The 25,682-nt window shown below is 62.8% G+C and carries 19 protein-coding genes; 9 read left to right on the plus strand and 10 right to left on the minus strand.

Translation table 11 applies throughout. The features are described from left to right. Positions 1-114 precede the first annotated feature (114 nt). Both P2T68_RS15085 and P2T68_RS15090 read right to left on the minus strand, forming a co-directional pair. Positions 115-2,532: a TonB-dependent siderophore receptor gene (locus tag P2T68_RS15085; protein ID WP_024076052.1), complete on the minus strand. Its 2,418-nt coding sequence runs from the start codon at positions 2,530-2,532 to the stop codon at positions 115-117. Between the two features lie 109 nt (positions 2,533-2,641). Then, complete coding sequence (locus tag P2T68_RS15090; RefSeq protein WP_024076051.1) at positions 2,642-4,294, minus strand: cyclic peptide export ABC transporter; 1,653 nt, start codon at positions 4,292-4,294, stop codon at positions 2,642-2,644. A 201-nt stretch (positions 4,295-4,495) separates the two neighbouring features. Between P2T68_RS15090 and P2T68_RS15095 the strand changes: the two genes are divergently transcribed. Further along, positions 4,496-5,323, plus strand: a complete 828-nt coding sequence (locus P2T68_RS15095; protein ID WP_069075800.1) for a N(5)-hydroxyornithine transformylase PvdF — start codon at positions 4,496-4,498, stop codon at positions 5,321-5,323. A 130-nt stretch (positions 5,324-5,453) separates the two neighbouring features. On the opposite strand, the gene P2T68_RS15100 is transcribed toward P2T68_RS15095, so the two are convergent. The 3 genes from P2T68_RS15100 to pvdM are packed head-to-tail and all read right to left on the minus strand — an operon-like array spanning position 5,454 to position 8,999. Continuing rightward, positions 5,454-6,326 (minus strand): formylglycine-generating enzyme family protein, encoded by an 873-nt coding sequence (locus P2T68_RS15100; RefSeq protein WP_024076049.1) that lies wholly within the window; start codon positions 6,324-6,326, stop codon positions 5,454-5,456. Between the two features lie 32 nt (positions 6,327-6,358). After that, positions 6,359-7,630, minus strand: coding sequence for an aminotransferase class V-fold PLP-dependent enzyme (locus P2T68_RS15105; RefSeq protein WP_277379525.1), 1,272 nt, complete (start codon positions 7,628-7,630; stop codon positions 6,359-6,361). A 19-nt stretch (positions 7,631-7,649) separates the two neighbouring features. Further along, a complete protein-coding gene (gene pvdM, locus P2T68_RS15110) occupies positions 7,650-8,999 on the minus strand; it encodes a pyoverdine-tailoring dipeptidase-like protein PvdM (RefSeq protein ID WP_069075797.1) in 1,350 nt (449 codons plus the stop codon). Positions 9,000-9,141: 142 nt separating this feature from the next. On the opposite strand from pvdM, the gene P2T68_RS15115 reads away from it, so the two are divergent. After that, positions 9,142-10,761 carry a hypothetical protein gene (locus P2T68_RS15115; protein WP_024076046.1) on the plus strand — a complete coding sequence of 540 codons (1,620 nt, stop codon included), beginning with the start codon at positions 9,142-9,144 and terminating at the stop codon, positions 10,759-10,761. A gap of 12 nt (positions 10,762-10,773) precedes the next feature. Here the strand turns inward: P2T68_RS15115 and P2T68_RS15120 are convergent, their stop codons facing one another. Together P2T68_RS15120 and P2T68_RS15125 are read right to left on the minus strand one after the other, a co-directional pair. Then, positions 10,774-11,448, minus strand: coding sequence for a helix-turn-helix transcriptional regulator (locus P2T68_RS15120; RefSeq protein WP_024076045.1), 675 nt, complete (start codon positions 11,446-11,448; stop codon positions 10,774-10,776). Positions 11,449-11,677: 229 nt separating this feature from the next. Next, positions 11,678-12,922 carry a methionine gamma-lyase gene (locus P2T68_RS15125; RefSeq protein ID WP_024076044.1) on the minus strand — a complete coding sequence of 415 codons (1,245 nt, stop codon included), beginning with the start codon at positions 12,920-12,922 and terminating at the stop codon, positions 11,678-11,680. Positions 12,923-13,045: 123 nt separating this feature from the next. On the opposite strand from P2T68_RS15125, the gene P2T68_RS15130 reads away from it, so the two are divergent. After that, on the plus strand, positions 13,046-13,516 hold the full coding sequence (locus P2T68_RS15130) for an Lrp/AsnC family transcriptional regulator (RefSeq protein WP_069075795.1): 471 nt from the start codon (positions 13,046-13,048) through the stop codon (positions 13,514-13,516). A 344-nt stretch (positions 13,517-13,860) separates the two neighbouring features. Next, positions 13,861-14,298 carry a carboxymuconolactone decarboxylase family protein gene (locus P2T68_RS15135; RefSeq protein WP_024076042.1) on the plus strand — a complete coding sequence of 146 codons (438 nt, stop codon included), beginning with the start codon at positions 13,861-13,863 and terminating at the stop codon, positions 14,296-14,298. Positions 14,299-14,302: 4 nt separating this feature from the next. On the opposite strand, the gene P2T68_RS15140 is transcribed toward P2T68_RS15135, so the two are convergent. Continuing rightward, positions 14,303-16,462, minus strand: a complete 2,160-nt coding sequence (locus P2T68_RS15140; protein WP_277379526.1) for a TonB-dependent siderophore receptor — start codon at positions 16,460-16,462, stop codon at positions 14,303-14,305. A gap of 191 nt (positions 16,463-16,653) precedes the next feature. Here P2T68_RS15140 and P2T68_RS15145 point away from each other — a divergent pair, with 191 nt between their 5' ends. Beyond that, entirely contained in the window at positions 16,654-17,448 is a 795-nt protein-coding gene (locus tag P2T68_RS15145; RefSeq protein WP_277379527.1) for an acetoin reductase, read from the plus strand. 56 nt (positions 17,449-17,504) lie between these two features. Here P2T68_RS15145 and P2T68_RS15150 read toward each other — a convergent pair whose 3' ends face one another. Further along, positions 17,505-19,364, minus strand: a complete 1,860-nt coding sequence (locus P2T68_RS15150) for a sigma-54-dependent Fis family transcriptional regulator (protein WP_277379528.1) — start codon at positions 19,362-19,364, stop codon at positions 17,505-17,507. Between the two features lie 309 nt (positions 19,365-19,673). On the opposite strand from P2T68_RS15150, the gene P2T68_RS15155 reads away from it, so the two are divergent. From P2T68_RS15155 to P2T68_RS15165, 3 genes are read left to right on the plus strand one after another with little or no spacing between them, the layout of a single operon-like run. Beyond that, positions 19,674-20,651: a thiamine pyrophosphate-dependent dehydrogenase E1 component subunit alpha gene (locus P2T68_RS15155; RefSeq protein WP_024076038.1), complete on the plus strand. Its 978-nt coding sequence runs from the start codon at positions 19,674-19,676 to the stop codon at positions 20,649-20,651. 39 nt (positions 20,652-20,690) lie between these two features. Then, positions 20,691-21,710 carry an alpha-ketoacid dehydrogenase subunit beta gene (locus P2T68_RS15160; RefSeq protein WP_024076037.1) on the plus strand — a complete coding sequence of 340 codons (1,020 nt, stop codon included), beginning with the start codon at positions 20,691-20,693 and terminating at the stop codon, positions 21,708-21,710. Continuing rightward, complete coding sequence (locus P2T68_RS15165; RefSeq protein ID WP_069075792.1) at positions 21,707-22,810, plus strand: acetoin dehydrogenase dihydrolipoyllysine-residue acetyltransferase subunit; 1,104 nt, start codon at positions 21,707-21,709, stop codon at positions 22,808-22,810. Before P2T68_RS15160 ends, P2T68_RS15165 begins: the two co-directional genes overlap by 4 nt. A gap of 462 nt (positions 22,811-23,272) precedes the next feature. Here P2T68_RS15165 and P2T68_RS15170 read toward each other — a convergent pair whose 3' ends face one another. After that, a complete protein-coding gene (locus tag P2T68_RS15170) occupies positions 23,273-24,169 on the minus strand; it encodes a helix-turn-helix domain-containing protein (protein ID WP_069075791.1) in 897 nt (298 codons plus the stop codon). A gap of 139 nt (positions 24,170-24,308) precedes the next feature. Between P2T68_RS15170 and P2T68_RS15175 the strand changes: the two genes are divergently transcribed. Beyond that, on the plus strand, positions 24,309-25,667 hold the full coding sequence (locus tag P2T68_RS15175) for a glutamine synthetase family protein (protein WP_277379529.1): 1,359 nt from the start codon (positions 24,309-24,311) through the stop codon (positions 25,665-25,667). The last annotated feature ends 15 nt before the right edge of the window (positions 25,668-25,682 follow it).

A 25,682-nucleotide genomic window follows, 5' to 3' on the forward strand; every position in this document is an offset into this window, starting at 1 on the left:
AGCGATGGCCAGGGGCGTTTTGCTGTCTGATACCGCGTGTTCATCCAGGCTTGCGCAGCGGGCACAAAAAAGCCCCTGGCCACGGAGTGACCAGGGGCTTTGCGGGTTGCGGGGTTAGAAGTCCCAGCGCGTGGTGAGCATCACGTTGCGTGGGTCGCCAGGGTAAGCCGAGTCATAGAAACCGATGTTGGTGTAGTAGTGCTTGTCGAACAGGTTGTTGACGTTGAGGGTGGCCGAAAGGTTATCGGTCACTTGGTAACGGGTCATCAAATCAACCAGCCAGTACGGGTCTTGGGTGAATTTCTCGGAGCGGCCACCACCGGGGTAGCCCCAGTTGTTGACGGTCTGCCAGCCAGCGCTCTGCCAGCGCGCGCCGCCACCGACGGTGAGCCTGTCCAGGTTGCCCTGGAGTTTATAGGTGGTATAGAAACTGACTTGGTCTTCCGGCTCCCAGGTCGCGACCTTCTTGCCATCGTCATCGCGGGCGATCTTGTGGGTGTAGCCCGCTTGCAGTTGCCAGCCCTGGGCCAATTCGCCGGAGATTTCCGCTTCGTAGCCCTTGGTCTTGGTCTTGGTGCCGATGTACGAATAGTCGACGCCCGGCTGGGAGTTCCACGCCGTGTCGGCCAGCGGGCGGTTTTCTTCGTGCACTTCGAAGTAGGCGAGGCTGGAATTCAAGCGGCCGCCAAAGAATTCACCCTTGACGCCAAGCTCATAGTTCTTGCCCTCGTTGGGGGCAAGCATGGCGCGTGTGCGGGTGCGGTACTGGGTCTGCGGCTGGAAGATTTCGGTGTAGCTGGCATACGCGGTGAAATTGTCGTTCAGGTCATACGTCAGGCCCGCATACGGCACCACCTTGCCGCTTTCCTGGGTGTCGCTGGTACCGGTGACCTGGTAGTTGGCGATACGCGAGCCGAGCAACAGGTGCAGCTCGTCCGTCAGGCTGAAGCGACCCGTGACGTAGGTACCGGTCTGGCGGGTGGTTTCGTCATTGATCTTGGTGGCGGTCCACAGCGGCTCGATGGCTTGGCCATTCCAATTGTAGAAGTCATAGGAGTTGTTGAAGTAAGTGGTCGCGGTGTAGTCCTTGGCTTTCCATTTGGAAATGGACAGGGACTGGCCGATCACCAGTTCGTGTTCGCGGCCGAACAGCTCGAATGGCCCCGAGGCGTACACATCGAGGCTGTCACTGGTGGTGTCGCCCACGTATTTGCGTGCGTAGATGGAGCTGGCGGTGGCGGAGTCCTGGGAGATGTAGCCCAGAGGCGCGTTATAGCCGTTGATCTGGTGGTTGTACTGGCCTTTGGTGACCCAGCCATTGTCAAAGGTGTGTTCCAGGGTCGCGAAAGCGGTACGACTGTATTGCTCCCATGAACCCCATTTCGGGCCGTTGTTGAACGAACGCGGCAGGTTCAGCTTGTTTCCCGTTGCATCAAAGATGGTCCGTGTGCCGGTCCAGCTGGACCCTTTCGGATCGCTGTCCTGGTAGTCGGCGCCGAGGGTCAACAGGGTGTTTTCGTCCAGGTCGAATTCGAGGATGCCGTAGAGCACACCGGTCTTGCGCGAGTAGTGGTCAAGGAACGATTGTTTGTCCTGATACGCCGCGACGGCACGGCCACGCACATTGCCGGTTTCGGTCAGGGGGCCGCTGACGTCGACCTGGGAGCGATAGTTGTCCCAGGACCCGGCGCCCAGTTCGATGCTGCTCTTGAACTCGGAAGTCGGTTTTTTGCGGATCAGGTTGATGGTGCCCCCTGGGCCGCCAGCGCCGGTGAGCAGGCCGGTGGCGCCCTTGAGGACCTCGACACGGTCGTAGATCGCCATGTCGGTCAGGGTCTGGCCCGCTGAGTATTGGGCGTCACGCAGGGTCGGGATGCCGTCGTACTGGAAGTTGACGATAGAGAAGCCACGGGAATAGTAGTTGGTGCGCTCGGTGTCGTAGGTCGACACGGTGATGCCCGGGGTATGGCGCATGACGTCATCGATGGCGTTAAGCCCGAAATCATCCATCACCTGGCGCGTCACCACCGAGATCGACTGCGGCGTTTCGCGAGGCGTCAGCACCATGCGTGTCGCCGTGGCAATAGTGCCAGGGGTATACGAGCCGGTGCCTTCCGTCACGGTGCCCAACTGGTTAGCGGTGACTTGCGTAGCCCCCAGTTCCAGCCCCGAAGTCGCGGCTGCACTGATGGTCACGGCGTTGCCTTGCAGGCTGTAGTGGACACCCGTGCCGTTGAGCAGCGAGGCGATCGCCTTGTCGGGTGCTTGCTTGCCCTTGACCGCAGTGCTGTTCTTGCCTTGCACATCGGTCGGGCTGTACAGCACTTGCAGATTGGTCTGGCGGCCAAATTCCTGCAACGCCGTCCCCAACGGCTGTGCAGGAATATCGATCTCGAGCTCCTGGGCCTGTACATACCCGGCGATGGGCAGCGATACCGCAATCGCGAGCGCGCAAGGCGTAAGGTTGAAGTTCAGGGCCCGTCGCATGGATAGCGCTTTGCTCAGGGGGCTCAGACCGAGTCGTACTGACATGAATGCTTTCTCTTCTGTGTGTGAGGTGGGCAGTTTATAAGTATTTATTGAGTCTGGTTCTCATTACCACTAGTGAGACGTTCCTAACTGGAGAAACCGGAAAAAAATTTCACGCCGGTGCCATTTCATGCACCACCTGGCCCGCGCGCAGGCGCACCAACTGGTCGGCGATATCGAAGTAACGGTCGTCGTGGCTGATCACAATGATGGTTTTGCCCAGGCGTTTGAGGTCCGGCAGCAGCTCGGTGTAGAAGATGCGTCGGAAGGCCGGGTCCTGGTCGGCGGCCCATTCGTCGAACACCAGCACGGGGCGTTCTTCGAGCCAGGCGTTGACCAGCGCCAGGCGCTTGCGCTGGCCGGTGGACAGGTCGGTGGTGCTGAATACGCCGTCCTTGACGCTGACCTTGTGCGCGATTTCCAGGCGCTCCAGGTACCGGGTGGCGCTGTCCAGCGACTGGGTGGCGCTGCCCTGGACGAGGTCATCGAACAGGTAATAGTCGGCGAACACCGTCGTGAACAATTGGCGATAGTCATCGCGCAGCGGGTCGGTGACGGTCTCGCCATTGAGGCGGATTTCCCCGGCGTGGGGCTGATACAGGCCCAGCAACAGCTTGATCAACGTGGTCTTGCCGCAACCGTTTTCACCGACGATAAACACGATATCGCCCTGCTTGATGCTCAGGTTGATCGGCCCCAGGTGGAATGGCTGGCTGCCTTCCACCGCCGGCGGGCTGTAGCTGACGCCGCGCAACTCCAGGCTGTGCACCACCGGTGTCGGCGCCTCGCTGCCATCCATCAGCAGGTGCGGTTCCGGCGACGAGAAGCGTTCGGACAGTTCGGTGATACGCGCAAAGGCAATCCGCGCCTTACCGATAATCGGCAGGTAACCCACTACGTGCTCCAGCGGGCCTTTCATGTAGAGCAGCACCAGCACGAAACCGGTGATCACCGCGGGGTCGGGGTTGGGGTTGTAGGCCTGCATCGCCAGGGCCAGGCCGATCACCACGAAGAACAGCATCGAGCCAAAGGTCTTGGCCACGATGTAGATATTCACCGAGCGCACCTGGATATCGCTGATGCGGTCGGCGGTTTCCTGGATGCGGTGGGTGTTCATGCGAAAGCGTCGGGGGCGGTGGATACGCAGCTCCTTGGCGCCCGACGCGATCGCCGAGTAGTAGCGCTGCAACTCGTCTTCCAGGTCGCGGGCTTCGTCAAAGCCACGAATGCCCTTGTGGCCGGCAATGAACTGCACGCTGCTGCCGATGACGATGGCCACGATCATCATCAGGAACATCGGCACCGACAGGTACGCCAGGTAGCCCAGGCAACCGAGGGTGACGGTGGTGGCGATCGCCAGGGGTGTAAAGGCGAAGGAAAAGTCGCTGATGGTGTCGACGTCGTGGGTCAGCACCGGGATCAGGCGGTGGGAGCGATACTGTTCAATCTGCTCGATAGGCGCCGACAGGACTTTTTCGCCAAGGTCCTTGCGCAGCGCGGCAATGATGCGTTGACCGACATAGTTGGTGCCGATGTCCGACACGATCGAACTGGTCAGGGCCAGCAGGCACAGCGCGGCAAAGGCCAGGATCACGCCCTGGGTCATGCCGGTGGAGGCGTGCAGGGCATTATTGATAGTCGCCAGCAGCAAGGTGATGGCCAGGCCACCCGCCATGCCCAGGGCAACGGAGACCGTCACGAGGGTGCGAAAGGGCCTGAGCAATGCGAGCAAACCGCTGAAGGCGCCGCGCTTGGGGTCGGTCATAAGTACATCCCGGAGAGTGAAAAAGAGGGGGCTGGGCACACAGACCCTTACCCATGACAAACGAAGCGTCGGCGCGAGTATTTAGCTCGGTATGCCCGGCGGCGGCAGTGACGGATAAATTGCCGGGCGGCTGGCTCGTTCTTGTTCTGTAGGCGCACGCGTAACGACGCGGGGCGTGGTCCCTTCAGCGAGAGCGAAACAATGACGAAGAAGAACCTGGTGTATGTCTGGTCCCTGAGAAATGCTGCCGCCGACAAGGCCGGGCAGCCGGTGGCCTACAAGGACCATGAGCGCTACATGAAGTCGGTACTGGAGTTTCTGGTGGGGTCGCTGAACGACACGCCGCTGGGCGAGGCCTACCACCTGGTGGGCGTGGTGTATGACGATGACGAGCAGAACCCACGGGACCAGCAACTGGTCGCCGACTATGGCTTTGCCTGCACGCCTGGGCGCCCATGGCTGTACCCCGCGGACTTGCGGGTGCAGGGGCGCCTGGTCAACGACCTGCTGCTGAGCGTGCCGTCCACCTATCGCCGCCTGCCACGGGGCAGTGCGGAGCATATCGCCGGCAAGCAGGATTTCGAACGTCGCCTGTATGACACGCTGGTCGAATTGAAGGCCGACATCGTGGTGCTGGATGGTTTGCTGGTGATTCTCGATGAACTGGTGCGCCCAGGTGCGCCGTTCGCGCGTCGGATCATGAATATCCACCCGGGCATTACCCGTATCGAGTCGCCGTACGAGCGCCGTGGTGCCTATGCCACCTGGAATGCGCTGTACGGAGCGCGGGGGCAAGCGGTGGTGGATTGGGCGACCAGGGCGACCACACCGTGCGAGCCGCTGTACCTGACCGGCGCCTCGTTCCACTACGTGGACAATGGCATCGATTCCGGCGAAGTGTTCCACGACGTACTCAAGACCGAGATCTCGCCGGACGACACCATCCTTGAACTGCGTTGGAACAACTTCAACAACAGCCTGTTCCCGGCGTTGCATGAAGGTTTGGAGTTGCTGGCGCTCAAAGGCTGAAGCGCCGCGATCCCCTGTAGGAGCGAGCTTGCTCGCGAAAGACGTCAACGATAACGCGTGTATTCAGGATCAGCGCGGTGCCAATGAGTTCTTCGCGAGCACGCTCGCTCCTACAGGGTAGGGGCTGGGCTTAGAGATCGCGCACGACGCGGAAGCCGATCCAATCCCCGCGGGTCTGCGGGTAGATGTTGTTGCGATTGCCCGAGCGCGAGAACACCGGCGCCTCACCCCAGTCATTGCCACGAATCTGGTACAGCTCGCACGTGGGCTCGACCCAGGCACTGCCATCGGTGGGCGCGCCGATGTAATCCGCGTGGTAACAGTCGGCCACCCGCTCATAGACGTTCCCGTGCATGTCATACATGCCAAACGCATTCGGCGGGTAGCTGCCCACCGGCGACGAATAGCTGTACCCATCCGCCGGGCCGTAGGTGTTGGCGTGCTGGGCGATGCTGTAGCCCTTGCCCTCGTCGAACGGGAAGGGGAATGGCCCGGTCGAGCCTGCGCGCGCGGCATATTCACGTTGGGACTCGCTGACCATGTGGTACTGCTGCCCGGTCTTTTTCGACAGCCAGGCCACGTAGCGTTTGATGTCGTCCATGTCCATGCACACTGCCGGTTGGCGCGGGCCCTGAGGATAGCGTGGCTTGCTGGCGATGCATTCGCGGCCGGGGCGGGTGTCGCCGTCGGCGATCTTCACCCCGGTCTGGCGCACGTAGCTGTCCCACTCGCCGGCGGTGATCTGGAAGCGGCTCATGGCGAAGGGCTTGGCGAAGGTCACGTCATGCAGTGGGCCTTCGTCCGGCTCGCGGCCGACTTCATCTGCCGGGGTGCCCATGGTGAAGGTGCCGGCCGGCAATACCACCATTTCCGGGCAGTCCTTGCAGTCCTTGAACACTTTTCCGGGTTGCGGCGTGGCTGCCTGGGCCAGGTTGGGCAGCCATGCCGTGCACAGGGCCGTCAGCGTCAAGGCGGTCAAAGGGGTGAGTCGCAATGGAGTCATGGGAGCCTCTCGTTCAAAGGGAAAAATCACCGTCACACTTGCTGGCTCAGCAGGCTTATGAAGCGTTGGATCTCATCGAGGTTATTGAGCAAGCCGGGGGCGGTGCGGATCACCGGTCCGACATCGCGGTCCACCGCATCGATCACCACGCGGTTGTTCATCATGTAATCCGCTACGGCGTCGCTGTCCTGGCCCTTGACCCGAAAAAAGGTGAAACCGGCCGACAAGCCGGGGCTGCGAGGCGTGACCAGTTCGACCTGAGGGAGGGCCAGCAGCTGGGTTTTCAGTTCGGTGTTGAGGGCATGGATGTGCGTCTGTACCTGCGCCTTGCCCAGTTGCAAATGCAGCTTGAAGGCCTCGTCCGCCGCCCAGCGATGCTCGAAGGCGTGATAGCCGCCGGGCGTCATGATCGTGGCGAAGTCCTTGTCTTCGGAGAACGTGGGCACCATCGGCGTGACGTATTTATTCACCGGGTCGCGGGCGCAGACCAGCCCGGTGCCACGGGGGCCGAACATCCATTTGTGGGTGCCGGCGATAAAGAAGTCGCAGTGCATATCCGGGAAGTCGAGGTTTTCCACGCCGAAACCGTGCACGCCGTCGACCACATACAGGATGCGGTCCTGATCGTCACGGTTGCGATTATGTTCTGCGACCAGTTGGCCGATTTCGCCGATGGGCAGCTTCACGCCGCTGCCGGACTGCACCCAGGTCATGCCGAGTACGCGGGTGTTGGGGCGGATCGAGTGCTGGATATTGCCCAGCACCTCGTCGATGGAGACCTGGCTGGCCTGTTCAAACAGGCGGATGCGGCGCACCTGGGTGCCTTGCTTGGCGACACGAAAATCCAGGCAGTTCTGCGTGGCGTAATGCTCGTGAACCGTGGTGAGGATCTCCTGGTCGGGCCGCACCTTGATCCCGCCATAGATCATCGCCAGCCCTTCGGACGTACTGCCGGTGAGGGCGATCTGGGGCGGGCTGGCCTTCAAGTAACGGCCGGCCCACTCGCGCACCTGGCCTTCGCGTTTCCAGGCTTCTTCACGTCCCCAGTCCATCGCCAGGCCAGGGTTGCGGTCGATCTGTCGGCGGTAGCGTTCGATGGCCTCACGCACCGGCCTGGGGTGTGACGCCACCAGGAAGTTGGAGAAGTGCAGGTAGCTCGGATCCTGGTCGAACAGTTGCTTGAGGTCCGCCCATGGGCTGTCCGGCGCGCTGGCGGCCGATGCCTGGGGCAGGATGGCAGCGCCCAGCGGCAGGCTGGCGGCGATTACCCCGGCCTGTTTGAGAAACGTACGGCGGTCGGTCATGAACTTACTTCACCGGTGGTTAGCGGTTGGCCAAGGGTTTGGCGGCTTTTTGGACCTGGTCCCACACCCGCAGGAAGTTGCCTCCCCACAGCTTGGCGATATCGGCTTCGGAGTAGCCGCGCTGGATCAGTTCGGCGGTGACGTTGCGCACATCGCCGACGTTCTCCCAGCCCTGCAGGCCGCCGCCGTCGTTGAAGTCCGAGGCGATGCCGACGTGATCGATACCGATCTTGCGCACGGTGTAGTCAATGGCGTCGCCCCAATCCTTGAGCGTGGCCTTGGGTTCTTCCTCCAGGATGCCGTACAGGCCCTGGGCGTACTGGCCGAACTTCTGCTCGGGCCATGCCGCAATGATCGCGTCACCTGGCATTAGGGCCATGGCCAGGTTGGGCAATGGTGGCAGGTCGAAACGAGCGCGCAGGGCGTTGAGCTTGTCCTGGGTTGGCTGGCTCAGCGGGCGCAAATAGGCGGGGAAGCCCACCACCTGCACCACGCCGCCGCTGTTCTTGATCAGTTGCAGTTCCTTGTCGCTGAGGTTGCGCGGGATATCCACTGACGCCCGCGGCGCCGAGTGCGAGGCGACCATTGGCGTGCGGCTCAGTTGTGCCACCTGCTCCAGGGCCTGGGTCGACATCTGCGACACATCGATGATCACCCCCAAGTCGTTGAGGCGCTGTACCGCTTGCTTGCCGATGTCCGACAGGCCTTCGAGGGCATCGGTGGAATCATTGAAAAACGGCAGCGGCCGCGACGAATCGGACCAGGCGTTATTGCCGATATAGCTGAAGCCAAACATGCGCATGCCGCGCGCAGCCCATAAGTCCAGCTGGTTCAGGTCATTACCCAGCGGGTAGGCATTGAGCATGCTGATAAAGATCGCGAACTTGCCCTCGCCATGCAGGCGCCGGAAGTCGTCCGGGGTGTAGGCGATGCCGACCTGATTGGGAAAGTCGCGCACCATGCCGGAGATGATCTTGTAGCGCACTTCCTGCTCGTGGCGGGCCTCTTCGACAAACCCTTCGGTGGGTTTGTGCGGCGCATTGGCGCCGTTCCAGATTTCCGGCCAGCCGAAAATCGTCAGCGCCGCGCCGGACAACCGACCCCGCGCCGCCTTGGCCAGGTCGAACTGGCCGCCGCCATCCTTGTCGGCCTCGTTGCCGGCCGTGCCGAAATCCAGCGGCACGGTGATATGGCTGTCGAACGACAGCAAGCGATCCTGCAGGTCGTTGGCCTGCTTGATCACCGCCAACGGGTAACCGGCATTGCCCCTGAACCAGTGATCCCAGGCCAGGAAGCCGGCGCCGGCACCGATGGCCAATGCCAGCGGCAAGCCGATATACAGCGCCTTTTTCGAACGTGGTTTTGTCATTGCCGTCTCAGTCAGTTGAGGCCTTTGCTATCTGGGAAGAACGAGCCATGAGCGCGCAAATTTAGGCGTCGCGGGCGACAAGCTAAATTTCCCCCGTGAGCAAACGTTCTAGCTCTGATAAAGGCGTTTCCTAAGGTAGACAATGACCATCTCTCGACGTGGGTTCATCGCAGGCCTGGCGCTGACCGGCGCAGCCGTGCCGGCGGCCTTTTATGCCCATCGCGAGTTGACGCGCGAAGAATTTCCCATCACGCCCGGCGAAGCCACCGTAGACCTGGCCGACACTGCCGGCCAACACCTGGCGAACACGCTGCGCGGCGTGTGGAGCCTGCGCCTGGAAGGCCGCGATGCTGGCCTCAAGGGCCTGCCGTTGCAGGGGCTGGAATTGCTGCTGGATATCGCCCCACGCGGCCGTGGCCTGCGCGGCTATCTCGACACGGCTGCAAACCTGCGTGCCGACGCTGAACCGCGCTATCGCGTCCTCGGTGATTTGCTCACGGGCGAGGGCGCCGTGCTCTATTGGCGCCTGATCGACCGCGACACCGCCGACGGCACACCGGCCTATGAATTCAAGATGACCCTGGACGAAGTCTGGGCCAACTTCGCCAATGCCGGCAGCAGCACCCTCAGCGGGCACATCCTCGACCTGGACCGGCCCCTCGCGCTGGTTGAACGCGACAACCGCTTCGTCGCGCACAAACAGGTGTTTCCCGAAGCCCGCGAACGCATCGGCCTCAACCCGGCCCTGCTGGCCTGGCTGGTTTCACCGGAGCACCGGCTGTTCCACCAGCTGTGGCACGCCACCCGTGACCAATGGCACAAACTCTCCGAAGAAAAACGCGACGCGCTGCGCGGCATCGGCTGGCAACCCGGCCCGCGCGGCAAGGAACGCGACGCCCGCGGCACACTCAAGGACCGCAACGGTTCGGGCATCGACTTCTTCTTCATGCACCGCCACATGCTCGGTACCGCGCGCTCGATGCAACACCTGCCCTCATGGGCGCAATTCCCCGAACCGCAACCGCCCCTGGAGCGCGATCGCCTGGGCTTCGTGCGTTACTTCGACAACCACGACGGCTTTGCCTTGCCCCCCACCTGGCTGGCACCGGACGACGGCGACTACACCCAATGGGTCAGCGATATCAAGGCCGCCGAGACCTACCACAGCAACTTCCAGGTGTGGGAATCCCAGTACCGCGACCCACGCTACCTGGCCAAACTGACCCTGGGCCAACTCGGCTCCGAGATGGAACTGGGGCTGCACGACTGGCTGCACATGCGCTGGGCCTCCGTGCCCCGCGACCCCTCCAACGGCGCCCCGGTACCGTTCGCCCGTGACCCCGCGGACTTTGCTGCACGCTGGTATGCGGCGGAAAACGACTTCCTTGGCGATCCGTTTTCCTCCCATGTGAACCCGGTGTTCTGGCACTTCCACGGCTGGATCGACGACCGCGTCGAAGACTGGTTTCGCGCCCATGAACGCTTCCATCCCGGTGAGGTCAGCCGGCTTGAAGTCAACGGCGTGGCATGGTTCGCAGCGGGGCGTTGGGTCGAGGTCGGCGACCCCTGGCTGGGGCCGGACACCCATGGCTGCAGCACCACGCCGGGGCTTCAGATGGGACGCTCGATGGAGATGGATCCGGAGACCATGAAGCTGGCGTTGCGCATTACCTTCGGTGCCGAGGACGAGATGTTGAAGGGGTTGTTCAAGCGCGTGCCGAAGCGGCCCTGGTATGCGCGGCATTTGAAGGTGAAGGCTTGAGAGGCGGCCCCCTCAACTCACGGCCGCCCCTTCCTGCGTCGCATACATCCACCGCAACAACGAATGCCGCCCGCTGATACCCAGCTTGACCGACGCGCGCTTGAGGTAGCTCTCGATGGTGTTGACCTTCAGCGCCAGCTGTTCCGCCAGTTCCGGCGCGGTGCGCCCGGCCAGCAGGCCGACGCACACTTCCAGCTCGCGCTTGGACAGGTTCAGCCCCGATTGCACCAGGCGTTCTTCGATGCGTCGGCGCAGGGTGTCGAGGCCGTGGTTTTGCGCTACGACCGGGTCGCTGACAGTGCGGCAAGGCTGGATGGCGTTGATGTGTTTTTCCACCATGGGCAGCAGCAAGGTGGAGAAGTCTTGCAGCAGGCTGCGTTCCTGAGCGGAAAAACACGCTGACGGGGGCGAGCGGTACACCGACAGTACGTAGCGCATATCGTCCTTGCGCCGCGTGAGGTGCAGTTGGGCGGCGGGTGGTTCGGCGCTGCCGGCGGTCACCGAGTCGGTATATACAGGGCTGATCTTGCGCCGGGTATGGCCTTCGGGGCTGACCTGCAGTTGCGTGATATGGGTGGCGTCCACAGCCAGTTGGGTGAGGATCAGGTCATGCAGCATGCGCGGGAAATGGCGGCTGCCGGTGCTGGCGATGACCTTGCCGATATGGGGGAACAGGTGTGCGTTCATCAACTCATCCATGAAAAGTGCGGGTATTCGGCCTTATCGCGACGGGGGGGCAAGGTGCTGGCCAATGCGAATAACCCACAGTGAAAATCCCGCCCGCCGGAAAACCTATGCTAGTACAGGCCCGGCTCGGCATGGGGATCCAATCCGCGAAAACGCGATGCAATTGCCTCAACGGCGGTCGGACTGGGCCGGCCACCGTTGTGGGATCGCTTAACCCCAGGCGTTGGCGTTATTTCAGCGCCGGTTCAGCCGTCCGGGTGTGACGGGGCGCGATACGCATGCACTGGGCCAGGGCCTGCCGAACGTCCGCCAGCAGGTCGGCGACGTCTTCCAGGCCTACCGATAAACGCACCAGGCCCTCACTGATGCCGTGCTGTGCGCGTTCTTCCGGGGTGTAGGTGGAGTGGGTCATGCTCGCCGGGTGCTGGGCCAGGGATTCGGCGTCACCCAGGCTGACGGCGCGGGTGAACAACTGAAGCGCGTTCATGAAGCGCCGGCCGGTGTCGATACCGCCCTTGAGTTCGAAGGCAATCATTCCGCCGGACTGGCGCATTTGCCGGGCCGCCAATTCGTACTGCGGGAAAGAGCGCAACCCAGGGTAAGTCACCCATGCCACGGCCGGGTGCGCCTGCAAGGCTTCGGCCACGGCCTGGGCGTTGCTGCAATGGCGATCCATGCGCAGCGCCAGGGTCTTGAGGCCGCGCATCAGCAGCGCCGCGTCCTGGGGTGACATGACCGCGCCGGTCAGGTCCTTGAGCCCTTGCAGACGAATACGATGCGCCAGGGCCTGGTTGCTCACCGCGATGCCGGCAGTGATATCGCCATGCCCGCTGAGGTACTTGGTTGCCGAATGCACCACCACGTCGGCACCGAGGTCCAGGGGGCGTTGCAGGTAAGGCGTGCAGTAGGTGTTGTCGACCACTACGGTGATGTTGGGCTGCTGATGGGCCAGCGCGGCGATGGCCGCGATGTCCACCAGTTGCAAGGTGGGGTTGGCGGGGGTTTCGCAGTAGATCATGCGCGTGGCCGGGGACAGCGCGGCTTGCAGCGCGGCCAGGTCGGTGAGGTCGACATGGCGCACCTTGATACCGAACTCGCTGATGCCATGGTGCAGCAGGGCGTAGGTGCAACCGTACACGGTCTGGCTGACGATCACCTCGTCGCCGGGGCGCAGCAGGGTCCAGAAGGTCGCGGCAATCGCGCCCATGCCAGAGCTGAACGCTATCGCGGCTTCGCCGTTTTCCAGGGTGGCCATGCGCGACTCCAGCAAGGCCAGGGTCGGGTTGGAAATGCGGGTGTAGAAGTGGCCGCTTTCTTCCCCGGCAAAACAGGCCGCGCCGTATTCCGCGGTGGGAAAGGCAAAGGTTGCAGACAGGTAGATCGGCGGCACCAGCGCGCCATGGTGGTCCTGGGGGTCGTAACCGTGGTGGATGGCACGGGTGGAAAAGCCGAAGGCAGGATGTTTATTGTTCATATCTGGCGCTCCTTATTTCCTACAATGCTATGCTCATAACCACAGCCGAACTTTGCAAAGTTTGCTGATAAATCCCCGGTTATGGGACGAAACATCCATAAAAATAATGATCAGAGGCACGTTATGCCCGTCAGTCTGGACCGCACCGACAAAGCCCTTTTAAACGCATTGCAAGGCAATGCCCGCCTGACCGTGGCCGAACTGGCCGACCGCGTCGCGCTCACCACTTCGCCGTGCTGGCGCCGGGTCCGACACCTGGAAGAGAGCGGGGTGATCAGCGGCTACCAGGCGATCCTGTCGCCCAAGGCCCTGGGCTATGGCGTAACGGCGTTTGTCAGCATCATGATGGAGAGCCACACCCAGGAAATCGCCCGCGCCTTCGAGCAGCGGCTGTTGGCGATACCGGAAATCGTGGCGTGCCATAACGTGTCGGGGCGTTATGACTTCCTGTTGGAGGTGGTGGCCAAAGACCTGGAGTCATTCGGCGAGTTCGCGCGGGAAGTGTTACAGACGCTGCCCTGCGTGAAGGAGATTTACTCGAGCTTTTCCTACAAATCGGTGCGGCCGCTGCGCGTGATGCCGTTGCCGGGGTAGTGCTTTTTGGGGGCGTGTGTGGGAGGGCTGTTGTGGCGAGCGGGCTTGCCCCGCGTTGGGCCGCGAAGCGGCCCCCCAACCAGCCACTGAGGCGTACCTGACACCGCGCAGGTGTCTTTGTCAGGGGCCGCTTCGCGGCCCAACGCGGGGCAAGCCCGCTCGCCACAAAAATGTGGTCACTCAGGAAGAAATCTTAATCCTTGATATTCAATAACTTGTTTATGTTTGATAAGGGCGGCCTGCTCCCACAATTGGTCACCTGATCTTCTGCGCAATTGGATATTTTTCCCGACCACGGCGGTGACTAACCTAGCCACCAATCCTCACCGCCCTGGAGTTCCATCATGCAAACCCGTACCGATTTCTACACCGCCTCCCCGGACGCCATGAAAGCCATGCGCGCCCTGGAAGCTGCCGTCGGCAAACTGTCCATCGAGCTGCCGCTGCTGGAGCTGGTGCGCCTGCGTGTTTCCCAGATCAACGGCTGCGCATTCTGCCTGGACATGCACACCGCCGATGCGCGCAAGGGCGGTGAAACCGAACGGCGCCTGTACACCTTGTCGGCCTGGCGTGAAACGCCGTTCTTCACCCCGCGTGAACGCGCCGCCCTGGCCTGGGCCGAAAGCCTGACCCTGCTCAGCCAGACCCATGCCCCTGACGAAGACTACAACGCGCTGGCCGCCGAATTCAGCGCTCAGGAACAGGTCGACCTGAGCGTGGCGATCTCCACGATCAACAGCTGGAACCGCCTGGCGGTCGGCTTTCGCAAAATGCCCAAATAAGCGATCAGAAGTTCACCGTAGCACTCAGGCGCGCCGTCAGCGGCGCGCCCTGGAACAGGTAGTCATCGCCCATGTACTCGCCTGCGTCGCGCCAGTAGCGCTTGTCGAACAGGTTGTCGACGCTCAGGCGAAACACGGTTTCATACCCGTCGACGCGGGTGCTGTAGCGGCTGCCGACGTTGACCACCGCGTAATCCCCGACTTCGACATTGCCGGTGCGATTGGCGTACTTCTTGGCGCTGTATTGCACGCCGCCGAGCAGCGCCAGGCCATTGACCCATGGCAACGCATAATCGGCGTACACACTGGCGCGCAGCTTGGGCACGTTGATCGCCTGGTGGTCTTCGTAGGCCGCTGTGCCGCTGCCGCTGACCCGTGCACGAATCGCCGCCACGCTGGTTGCGATCTGCAAGCGCTCGGTCGCCCAGCCGTTGGCCGACAATTCCACGCCAGTGTTCTTCTGCTCGCCCTGTTGCACATAGGTGAAGGCCCCGGCGTCATCCGGCTTGGCGTACTGGTAGGCCTGGCGCGTCTGGAAGACGGCGGCGGCGAAGCTGATGCGGCGCCAGTCGTATTTCACCCCGGCTTCGATCTGCCGCGACACGGTCGGCGCCAGGGTTTCGCCCGGGTTGGTCGCAAACCACGGCGCCGTGCCGCCCAGGGACAAGCCCTTGCTGTAGGTGGTGTACAGCGAAATGTCTTCCACCGGTTTGTAGATCAGCGACGCCTGGGGCAGGAACACGTATTGCTGGGTATGGCGCGCCGGGTCGCCATTGTCGTCGAAGGCTTTTTCATCCAGGCGCACTTCGCGACCGCCGAGGATGGTTTGCCAGTGCTCATTGAAGCGGAGGCGGTCGGTGACGAACACGCCGTACTGGCGGCTGTCGAGGTTGCGATGGCGGGCGTTCAACGGTTTGTCGGTGGGCGTGAAGCTCGGCGCATCCTCGTCGATATTGGTCGTGCCGATGTACTCGTTGACGAACTTACGCTTGTCGATCACCCGGCGAAATGCGCTGGTGCCGAAGGTCAGTTCATGGCCGATGCCTGCGGTGTCGAACATGCCGGTCATCGCCGCCTGGACTTCATCGTCACGGCGGGTGTCGTCGGGGCTGCGGTAGTCGTAGACGTCGTAGTTGCCTTCGGGGCTGAAGTAGTTCGGCACGCTGGAGGTGCAACTGGTCGAGCCATAGCAGCCCCACGCAAACGAACTGTAGTCATCAATCACCACTTTGCTGCGCGCCGCGCTGACACTGCCTTTCCACTGGTCGCTGAAGCGGTACTCGAACGTGCCGTTGAGGTTCAACGAATCGATGCCGACCTGCTTGGAGCCGGTTTGATGGCCCAGCAGTTTTTTCGGCGAGGCGTCGTGGGGCACTTGCGTACCGCCGAGCAATTGATAGCCCGGCACTGAGCGTTGTTGCTTGTTCTGGTACTCCGCATCCAGTTGCAGCACGGCGTCGGGGCTGATGTTCCAGTCGAAGGCCAGGGACACAAAATCCCGCTGGCCGTCGGCATGCTCCACGTAGGAGTTGAGGTCTTCATGGGCGACGTTGGCGCGCAGGCCCAATTGCTGCTCGCTGCCAAACCAGCCGCCGACATCGGTGGCGAGATAGCCGCTGCCGCGATCGTCGGTGGAGACCGTCACCGAGCGTACGTCTTCCGGGCGCTTGGTCACGTAGTTGATCACGCCGCTGGGCTCGGAAATCCCACTTTGCAGGCCGGCCAGGCCCTTGAGCACTTCCACTTGCTGCTTGTTTTCCAGGGCGACGTTCTGTTCGCCGGTGATGGTGCGCCCATTGATCTTGTAGCTGCTTGCGGCATTCAGCGAGAAGCCGCGCACCACGAAGTTTTCGTAATAGCCGATCGGCGCATAGCTGTCGCCCACCGAGGCATCGTTGCGCAGCACTTCACTGAGCAGGCGGGCTTGCTGGTCCTTGATCAGCGCGGCGTTGATCACCGTGATCGAGGCGGGGGTGTCCAGCAGCGGTGCTTCACTGAAGCCGCCGACGGCGGCCGTTTCACTGCGATAACCGGACTCGTCCTGGCCCTGGACGTTCACCGCCGGCAGTTCGATCTCCGCCGCCAGGCTGTTGCCAATACCGCCGCTGAGCAGCAAGCCGAGGGCGAAGCGGGAAGTGACGACGGGGCGAAAACGCAAAACCATGGGGCAGGGCCTTAGAAGCGCGGGGCGAGGGGCGCATAAGCTAGGCATAACGGCGCGGTTTTACAAGCGTTCAGGCCAGGCGCGGGCTGAGACATCGCGTCTCAGCCCGCACGTCGATCCACTCGCGGCTCGACAGCTGCGGCGCGGACCTGCGATAGACGAGGCTTCTCTGATCATCACAGGAGTTCGTCATGAGTACTGCTGGAAAAGTCATCGCTGGAAAAGTTGCGCTGGTGACCGGCGCCGGGCAAGGCATTGGCCGAGCCATCGCCTTGCGCCTGGCACGGGATGGTGCGGATATCGCCCTGGTCGACATCAATGGCGCCAAGCTTGAAGCGGTAGCCGCCGAAGTGGTGGCCCTGGGGTGCAAGGCTTCGGTGTTCATCGCTGATGTGTCCAAGCGCGAGCAGGTGGTGGCGGCCGTGGAGCACGCGCACCAGACCCTGGGTGGCTTCGACATCATCGTCAACAACGCCGGGGTGGCGCAGATCGATTCGCTGTTGGACGTGACCCCGGAACAGGTCGAACGCACCCTGGGCATCAACGTGCAGGGGGTGTTGTGGGGCATCCAGGCGGCCGGCAATAAATTCAAGGCGCTCAAGCAGAAGGGCAAGATCATCAACGCCTGCTCGATTGCCGGGCATGAAGGCTTCGCCCTGCTTGGTGTGTACTCGGCGACCAAGTTCGCCGTGCGCGCCTTGACCCAGGCGGCAGCCAAGGAACTGGCCAGCGTCGGGATTACGGTCAACGCATATTGCCCCGGTGTGGTGGGCACGGACATGTGGGTCGAGATCGACAAGCGCATGGCCGAGATCACTGGTGCCGAGGTGGGGGCCACCTACAAGAAGTACGTGGACGGCATCGCCCTGGGCCGTGCGGAAACCCCAGAGGATGTGGCGGGGCTGGTGGCTTACCTGGCGGGGCCGGATGCGGATTACATGACCGGGCAGTCCCCGTTGATCGATGGTGGCCTGGTCTACCGCTGATACCTCGGGGTCTGCATCGGTCCGGTGTGGGAGGGGGGCAAGCCCCTCCCACAGGTTCAGTGTTTGCCCGGCATGTCGATGCCCAACTGGTTGACGCGTCGGTAGAGTGTCGCTCTGGAAATCCCCAATGCCTGCGCCGTCGGCAATGGCTTCCAGCGATGCCGAATCAACGCATCCAGCACCACCTGGCGCTCCGGGCTGACAGGGGCTTGCACATCGGCCTCGGCCCGCTCGCCGCGCACTTCCACGGGTAAATCCGCCAGCTGGATCGTACCGCCCTCGCACACCGCACAGGCATACGCCAGTACATGGCGCAGTTGCCGCACATTGCCCGGCCAGGCATAGCCCAGCAGCAACTCCAGCGCGGCCGGGGCGATGCCCACCGAGATGCCACCGCCGCGGGCTTCCTGCGTCACCAGCCGGTTGATCAAGGCCAGCTTGTCACTGCGTTCGCGCAGGGGCGGCAGGCAGAAGCGCGCACAGCCCAGGCGAAAGTACAGGTCCTCGCGAAACCGCCCCTCGCTCACCAGCGCGGCCAGGTCACGGTGGCTGGCGCAGATCACTTGGATATTCACTGCGCGGGTTTTCGCGGCGCCCAGCGGGGCCACTTCACCTTCGGCCATGACCCGCAGCAAGCGGGTCTGCAGGGCCAGCGGCATGTCGCCAATTTCATCGAGAAACAGCGTGCCGCCATCGGCCTGCACCAGTAACCCCGGCATGCCTTTGCTGGAGGCGCCGGTAAAGGCACCGGCCACGTAGCCGAACAGCTCGCTTTCGATGAGGTTTTCCGGGATCGCCGCGCAGTTCACTGCCACGAACGGTCCCTCGCGGCGCGCACTGCGCTCATGCAACTGGCGGGCGAAAACCTCCTTGCCCGCACCGGTTTCACCTTGCACCAGCACCGGCAGGTTACGGTCCTTCACGCGCACAGCCAGCCGCAGGTGTTCTTCCACGCGCGGGTCGACCTGGGTGTTTGCAACCACCCGCGCCGGTTTGCGTCGGGGTGGGTTGACCCGCACATGTAACGCGCCAGGTTCGCCGAGCCAGTTCAACTGCTGGGTCGATTGATCGGTGACGGCGTGCAAGGCGTCCAGGTCGAAAACCTCGCCGATATGCTCCGGCACTTGGCCAAAGCGCAGCCGCAGGGCCTGGCGCGCTTTGCTGTTGAGGGCATGCAGGCGGCCGTCCTGGTCCCAGGCCAGCAACAGGTCGGGCTGGCTGTCGACATACCCTGGCGTGCTGTGGGCCTGGAGCACCCAGTGCTGGCGGGCGCTGTGCATGAAGAAGGCGTTCTCGATGGCCTGGGCGCTCTGCGCCACCATCTGCCGCACCAGGTGCTGACTGCGCCGGTCATCCGGGGACTTGAGCGCCGAGGCGTCCATCACCCCCAGCAGGTTGCCCTGGGGGTCGAAGATCGGCGCGGCGGAGCAGGTCAGGCTGATAAAGGCTGCACGGAAGTGATCGCGCTTGTGCACCGTGACCGCCGCCTTGCTGGTGAGGACGGTGGCCACGCCACACGTGCCTTCCTCGGCTTCCGACCAGCAGGTGCCCAGGTACAGGCCGGCCTTGCGGCAATCGCTGCGAATGGCCGTGTCCACGCGGTGGTCGATGGTCTGGCCCTGGGCGTCGGTGAGCATCACACAGTAGTCGGCCTGGCGCACACGGTGGTGCAGCTGACCGACGGCCTCGCTGGCGATGCGCATGAACAGCTCGGCGCGCTCGCGGCATTCCTTGAGGCGTGGTTCGCTGAGGATGCGCGGGCCTTGCAGTGAGCCAGGGTCGAGGTGGTGTTGTTCCATGGAGCGCCGCCACGAATCGAAAATGAGTGACGGCACTGGCGCCTGGGGCAGGCGATCGGCATTGCGCACCACGCGACTGACGCAGTCGACATGGTCCTTGGAGTTCGCGGCGAGCATAAGGCCTCCGGTTCTCGATCTTTGTTGTTATGCCCGCCATTAAGCGCGCATGTGCGCAGAGGGACAAGGGCGGCCTGACCAACTGCCCGGCGTGAGACGCAGCGTCTCATTCGGGCTGAGACACCGCGGGCAGGTTGCAATGGCCCGTCTCATTTTGCGGCTCGGGGGTGTCGCCGCACAACCGCGGAGCACTGCTCTGGATCAAGGCTTTGCGCGGTTTTTTCGCGCCTTGGCACAGGCTGTGCTGAGCAGGTTGCAGCTGGCCGCTGCCAGCCTTTTGTGTGTCGAGACAACCTGGAGAACAACAAGATGTCCACTCACCTGTCCACCGATCAATTGCTGCATGCCTACACCGTGATGCGCACCATCCGTGATTTCGAAGAACGCCTGCATGTGGAATTCGCCACCGGCGAGATCCCCGGTTTCGTGCACCTGTATGCCGGCCAGGAAGCCAGCGCAGCGGGAGTGATGGCGCACCTCAACGATGAAGATTGCATCGCCTCCAACCACCGTGGCCACGGCCATTGCATCGCCAAGGGCGTGGATGTGTTCGGCATGATGGCCGAGATCTATGGCAAGAAAACCGGCGTGTGCGGCGGCAAAGGCGGCTCCATGCACATCGCCGACCAGGAGAAAGGCATGCTCGGCGCCAACGGCATTGTCGGTGCCGGTGCGCCGTTGGCGGCCGGTGCGGCGCTGGCCTCCAAGCTCAAGGGCAGCCAGGGTGTGGCCGTGGCGTTTTTCGGCGACGGCGGCTCCAACGAGGGGGCGGTGTTCGAAGCCATGAACCTGGCCTCGATCATGAAGCTGCCGTGCCTGTTCGTCGCGGAAAACAACGGCTATGCCGAAGCCACCGGTTCAGGCTGGTCGGTGGCGTGCAAGGACATTGCCGAGCGCGCCGTGGGCTTTGGCATGCCGGGGGTGATTGTCGATGGCAATGATTTCTTCGCCGTGCACGCAGCCCTTGGCGTGGCCGTGGAGCGCGCGCGCAATGGCCAGGGACCGACCCTGGTGGAGGTCAAGCTGAGCCGTTTCTACGGCCACTTCGAAGGCGATGCGCAAACCTATCGCGGCCCGGATGAAGTCAAGAACCTGCGCGAATCCCACGATTGCCTGGCGCTGTTTCGTCAACGCTGCAACGCCGAAGGCTGGCTCGATGCGGCGCAATTCGAGCGCATCGACGCAGAGGTCGCACAACTGATCGAAGACGCCGTGCGCCTGGCCAAGTCCGATCCCAAGCCCCAGGCCGCCGACCTGCTCAGCGATGTCTACGTGGCTTACCGCTAATCGCCACCCACTACAAAAACAATTCGTGGAGAGACCGTCATGGCTCGCAAAATCAGTTATCAGCAAGCTATCAACGAAGCCCTGGCCCAGGAAATGCGCCGGGACCAGAGTGTGTTCATCATCGGCCAGGACGTCTCCGGCGGCACCGGTTCCCCCGGCGAGCAGGATGCCTGGGGGGGCGTGCTCGGCGTGACCAAGGGCCTGTACCCGCAGTTTCCCGACCGCGTACTCGATGCGCCATTGTCCGAAGTCGGCTACGTCGGCATGGCGGTCGGCGCGGCGACCCGCGGCATGCGCCCGGTGTGCGAATTGATGTTCGTCGACTTTATCGGCTGCTGCCTCGACCAGTTGCTCAACCAGGCCGCCAAGTTTCGCTATATGTTCGGTGGCAAGACCACCACGCCGCTGGTGGTGCGCGCCATGTACGGCGCCGGCCTGCGCGCCGCGGCCCAGCATTCGCAGATGCTCACCTCGATGTGGACGCACATCCCCGGCCTCAAGGTGGTGTGCCCGGCCACGCCGTATGATGCCAAGGGCATGCTGATCCAGGCGATCCGCGACAACGACCCGGTGATCTTCCTCGAGCACAAAATGCTCTACAGCCTGCAGGGCGAAGTGCCGGAAGAGCTGTACACCGTACCTTTTGGCGAAGCCAACTTTGTACGCGAAGGCAATGACGTCACCCTGGTGACCTACGGGCGCATGGTGCATATCGCCCTGGAAGCCGCGGCCAACCTGGCGCGCCAGGGTATCGACTGCGAAGTCTTGGACCTGCGCACCACCAGCCCGCTGGACGAAGACAGCATCCTCGAAAGCGTGGAGAAAACCGGGCGCCTGGTGGTGATCGACGAATCCAACCCACGTTGCTCCATCGCCACCGATATCAGCGCCTTGGTTGCACAGCGCGGGTTTTCGTTCCTGCGCGCGCCCATCGAAATGGTCACCGCGCCACACACACCGGTGCCGTTCTCCGATGCGCTGGAAGACCTGTACATCCCCAATGCCGCGAAGATCGAGGCGGCTGTGCTGAAGATCGCCGACAAGAGGACTGCCGCATGATCCATACCTTGACCATGCCCAAGTGGGGGTTGTCGATGACTGAGGGCCGCATTGATGTGTGGCTGAAACAACCCGGCGACTCGGTGGAGAAGGGGGAGGAAGTGCTGGATGTGGAGACCGACAAGATTTCCAGCAGTGTCGAGGCGCCGTTCAGCGGGGTGCTGCGCCGGGTGCTGGCGCTGAGCGACGAGACCTTGCCGGTGGGGGCGTTGCTCGGGATCGTGGTGGAGGGCGAGGCCACGGAAGCCGAGATTGACGCGGTGATCGAAGGCTTCCAGGCCGGGTTCGTGTCCAGTGCGGCCGAGGCGGAAGCCTCGGGGCCCCGCGCGCAGAAAGTCGAGGTGGGCGGGCGCCTGCTGCGCTACCTCGACCTCGGCGAGGGCGGCACGCCGCTGGTGCTGGTGCATGGCTTTGGCGGCGACTTGAACAACTGGCTGTTCAATCACCCGGCCCTGGCCGCCGAGCGGCGGGTGATCGCCCTGGACCTGCCGGGGCACGGCGAGTCGGGCAAGGCCCTGCAAAATGGCGACGCCGACGAGTTGAGCCAGGCGCTGCTGGCGTTGCTCGATCACCTTGAACTCGACCGCGTGCACCTGGCCGGGCACTCCATGGGTGGGTTGGTCAGCCTGACAGTGGCGCGGCAAGCGCCGGCGCGGGTCGCCTCGCTGACCCTGATTGCCAGCGCCGGGCTGGGTGAAGCGATCAACGGGGACTACCTGCAAGGGTTTACCGAGGCCAATAACCGCAACGCGCTCAAGCCGCAGTTGGTGCAACTGTTCAGCGACCCGGCACTGGTCACGCGGCAGATGCTGGAGGACATGCTCAAGTTCAAGCGCCTCGAAGGCGTGGACCAGGCATTACGCCAACTCAATGCCCAACTGTTCGATGGCGGGCGGCAGCGCCTGGATCTGCGCAACGTGGTGGGGCAGCAGCCGAGCCTGGTGATCTGGGGCGATGACGATGCAATCATCCCGGCCAGCCATGCCCAGGGGCTGGAGGCCCAGGTGGAGATATTGCCGGGGCAGGGGCATATGGTGCAGTTGGAGGCGGCGGAGCGGGTGAACCAGTTGATGGCAGCCTTCCTCAACTCCCAAGCCTGATAGCGAACCCAATGTGGGAGGCCTCACGACCTCTTCGACGTAGCGCTGTCGCGCAGCGAACTGTAACCCCTGTGGCGAGCGGGCTTGTTGTGGCGAGCGGGCTTGCCCCGCGTTGGGGCGCGCAGCGCCCCCAATGAAGGACGAGTGCGGTGTACCAGATATTCCGCAGAGACTGGTTTTGGGGCTGCTGCGCAGCCCAACGCGGGGCAAGCCCTAATGCCATTCAGTTAAGGCTTTTTTGTAGGAGCGAGCTTGCTCGCGAAAAACGTCAACGATAACGCGTGTCTCCTGAATGAACGCGGCGCCTGTGAGTTTTTCGCGAGCAAGCTCGCTCCTACAAAAGGCGATGTACGCTTAACTGAACGGCATTAGGGCAAGCCCGCTCGCCACAAGGCTCTAGTTTGCTGTGCGACAGTGCTAAGTCGGGGATTTAGTGAGACCCCCCACATTGTCGAATGCATTTCAAAGTGAGCGCTTGAGGGTCTCGCTCGGCAGTTCCTTGAACAGCGCTCTATAGCTGTTAGAGAACCGCCCCAAATGCCAGAACGACCAGTTCATCGCCACTTCGGCCACGGTCGTTCCGCTACCGCTCAACAACTCCCGCCGCGCGCCGTTCAAGCGCCGCAAGCGCAACCACTGCGCCGGGCTCATCCCGGTGTAGGTCTTGAAGCCCTGCTGCAACTGGCGCAGCGGCACGCCGGCGATACGCGCCAGTTCCAGCAGGTTGACGCTTTCATCGGGTGCATCCGCCGCCCATTCGCCAATGCGTGCCATCAACTGGCGTTCTTGGCTGCGCCGCTGCAATGAACTGCGGTCCAGGCACACGCATGCGTTATCGAGAATGAACAGGCAATCGTCGAGCAACTGTTGGGTGAGGGTGTCGCGGCTGGCCGGGTCGATCGTGCTGGACAAGCGCGTCAGGGTTCCACTGAGCCAGCGACTGAACAACGCATTCTGTTGGCAGAGCAGCGGCGCCATGAACAGCCCTTCGAGTTTCGCCACATCCAGCCCATGGCGCTGCACGAACTGCGGGCCGAACACCACCGCCACTTCACGGTAGTTCTCCGGGGTGATCCATGTGTTGCGGCTTTCACCATTCAGCAGGTACAGCGCGTTGTCGCTGCCATCGAAACAGAACGCCAGGGACCCCGGCGGCGCATTGAAATGCTGCTCCACACGGGTGTTCATGCACTCTTCGTAGACCTCGACGCCTTGCAGGTCGAGGTAGCGGATACGGCCGGCGAAATGCCCCGGGGACATCTGCTGGTACTGCTGTACCCAGCCGGGTGTCGCACGGCATTGAGCGGCCACATCACCGGTGGTGAAGGCCTGTACGCGCAAGGCGGTTGCCTGTGTCATGGGGTGATCCGTACGCACTCTATTGGTGCGTTGTGGTTCGTGCAAAGTGGATAGATGCCGTTCGACGGCTGGCCCAAGATAGACCTCAATGCGCCAGGAGTACAAGCCGGCGCAGCACTCCACCCATGACGAGGTCCTTATGAACGCCCCCTTCGATCAGCTGTCCGCCTGGCTGAAAGAACACAAGATTACCGAGGTCGAATGCGTGATCAGTGATTTGACTGGCATTGCACGCGGCAAGATCGCACCCACCAACAAGTTCCTGCATGAGCGAGGCATGCGCCTGCCGGAAAGTGTGTTGCTGCAAACGGTAACCGGGGACTTTGTCGACGACGATATCTACTACGACCTGCTCGACCCGGCCGACATCGACATGGTCTGCCGCCCGGTGGCCAATGCCACCTATGTGGTGCCGTGGGCGATTGAACCCACCGCCATCGTGATCCACGACACCTTCGACAAACAGGGTAACCCCATCGAACTGTCGCCGCGCAATGTGCTCAAGAAGGTCCTGCAGCTCTATACCGAGCAAGGCTGGCAGCCGATTGTCGCGCCGGAAATGGAGTTCTACCTGACTCAGCGCTGCGAAGACCCGGACCTGCCGCTGAAAACCCCGGTGGGCCGTTCCGGCCGTGCCGAGACCGGTCGGCAGTCGTTTTCCATCGACGCGGCCAACGAGTTCGACCCACTGTTCGAGGACGTCTATGACTGGTGCGAAGCCCAGGGCCTGGACCTCGATACGCTGATCCACGAAGACGGCCCGGCGCAGATGGAAATCAACTTCCGCCATGGCGACGCGTTGGACCTTGCTGACCAGATCACCGTGTTCAAGCGCACCCTGCGCGAGGCCGCGCTCAAGCACAATGTGGCCGCGACCTTCATGGCCAAGCCCGTGGCCGATGAGCCGGGCAGCGCCATGCACCTGCACCAGAGCGTGGTGGAGATCGCCACGGGCAAGCCGGTGTTTGTCGACGTCGACGGCAAGATGAGCCAACTGTTCCTGCATCACATTGGCGGGTTGCAGAAGTACATCCCCAAGCTGTTGCCGATGTTCGCGCCGAACGTGAACTCGTTCCGCCGCTTTTTGCCGGACACATCGGCGCCGGTCAATGTGGAGTGGGGCGAAGAAAACCGCACGGTCGGCCTGCGCGTGCCCACCTCGAACCCCGACGCCATGCGCGTGGAAAACCGTCTGCCCGGCGCGGATGCCAACCCTTACCTTGCGATCGCCGCCAGCCTGCTGTGTGGCTACCTGGGCATGATCGAACGGATCGAACCCAGCGCCCCGGTGGAGGGCCGCGCCTACGAGCGGCGCAACCTGCGCCTGCCCATCACCCTCGAAGACGCCCTGGTGCGCATGGAGGAGTGCGCGACGGTCAAGCAGTACCTGGGCGACAAGTTCGTGCGTGGCTACGTCGCGGTCAAACGCGCCGAACATGAGAATTTCAAGCGGGTGATCAGTTCCTGGGAGCGTGAGTTCCTGTTGTTGAGCGTCTAAATAATCATAAAAGGG

The organism is Pseudomonas sp. G11 (assembly GCF_029457515.1).
GTDB lineage: Bacteria > Pseudomonadota > Gammaproteobacteria > Pseudomonadales > Pseudomonadaceae > Aquipseudomonas > Aquipseudomonas gorinensis.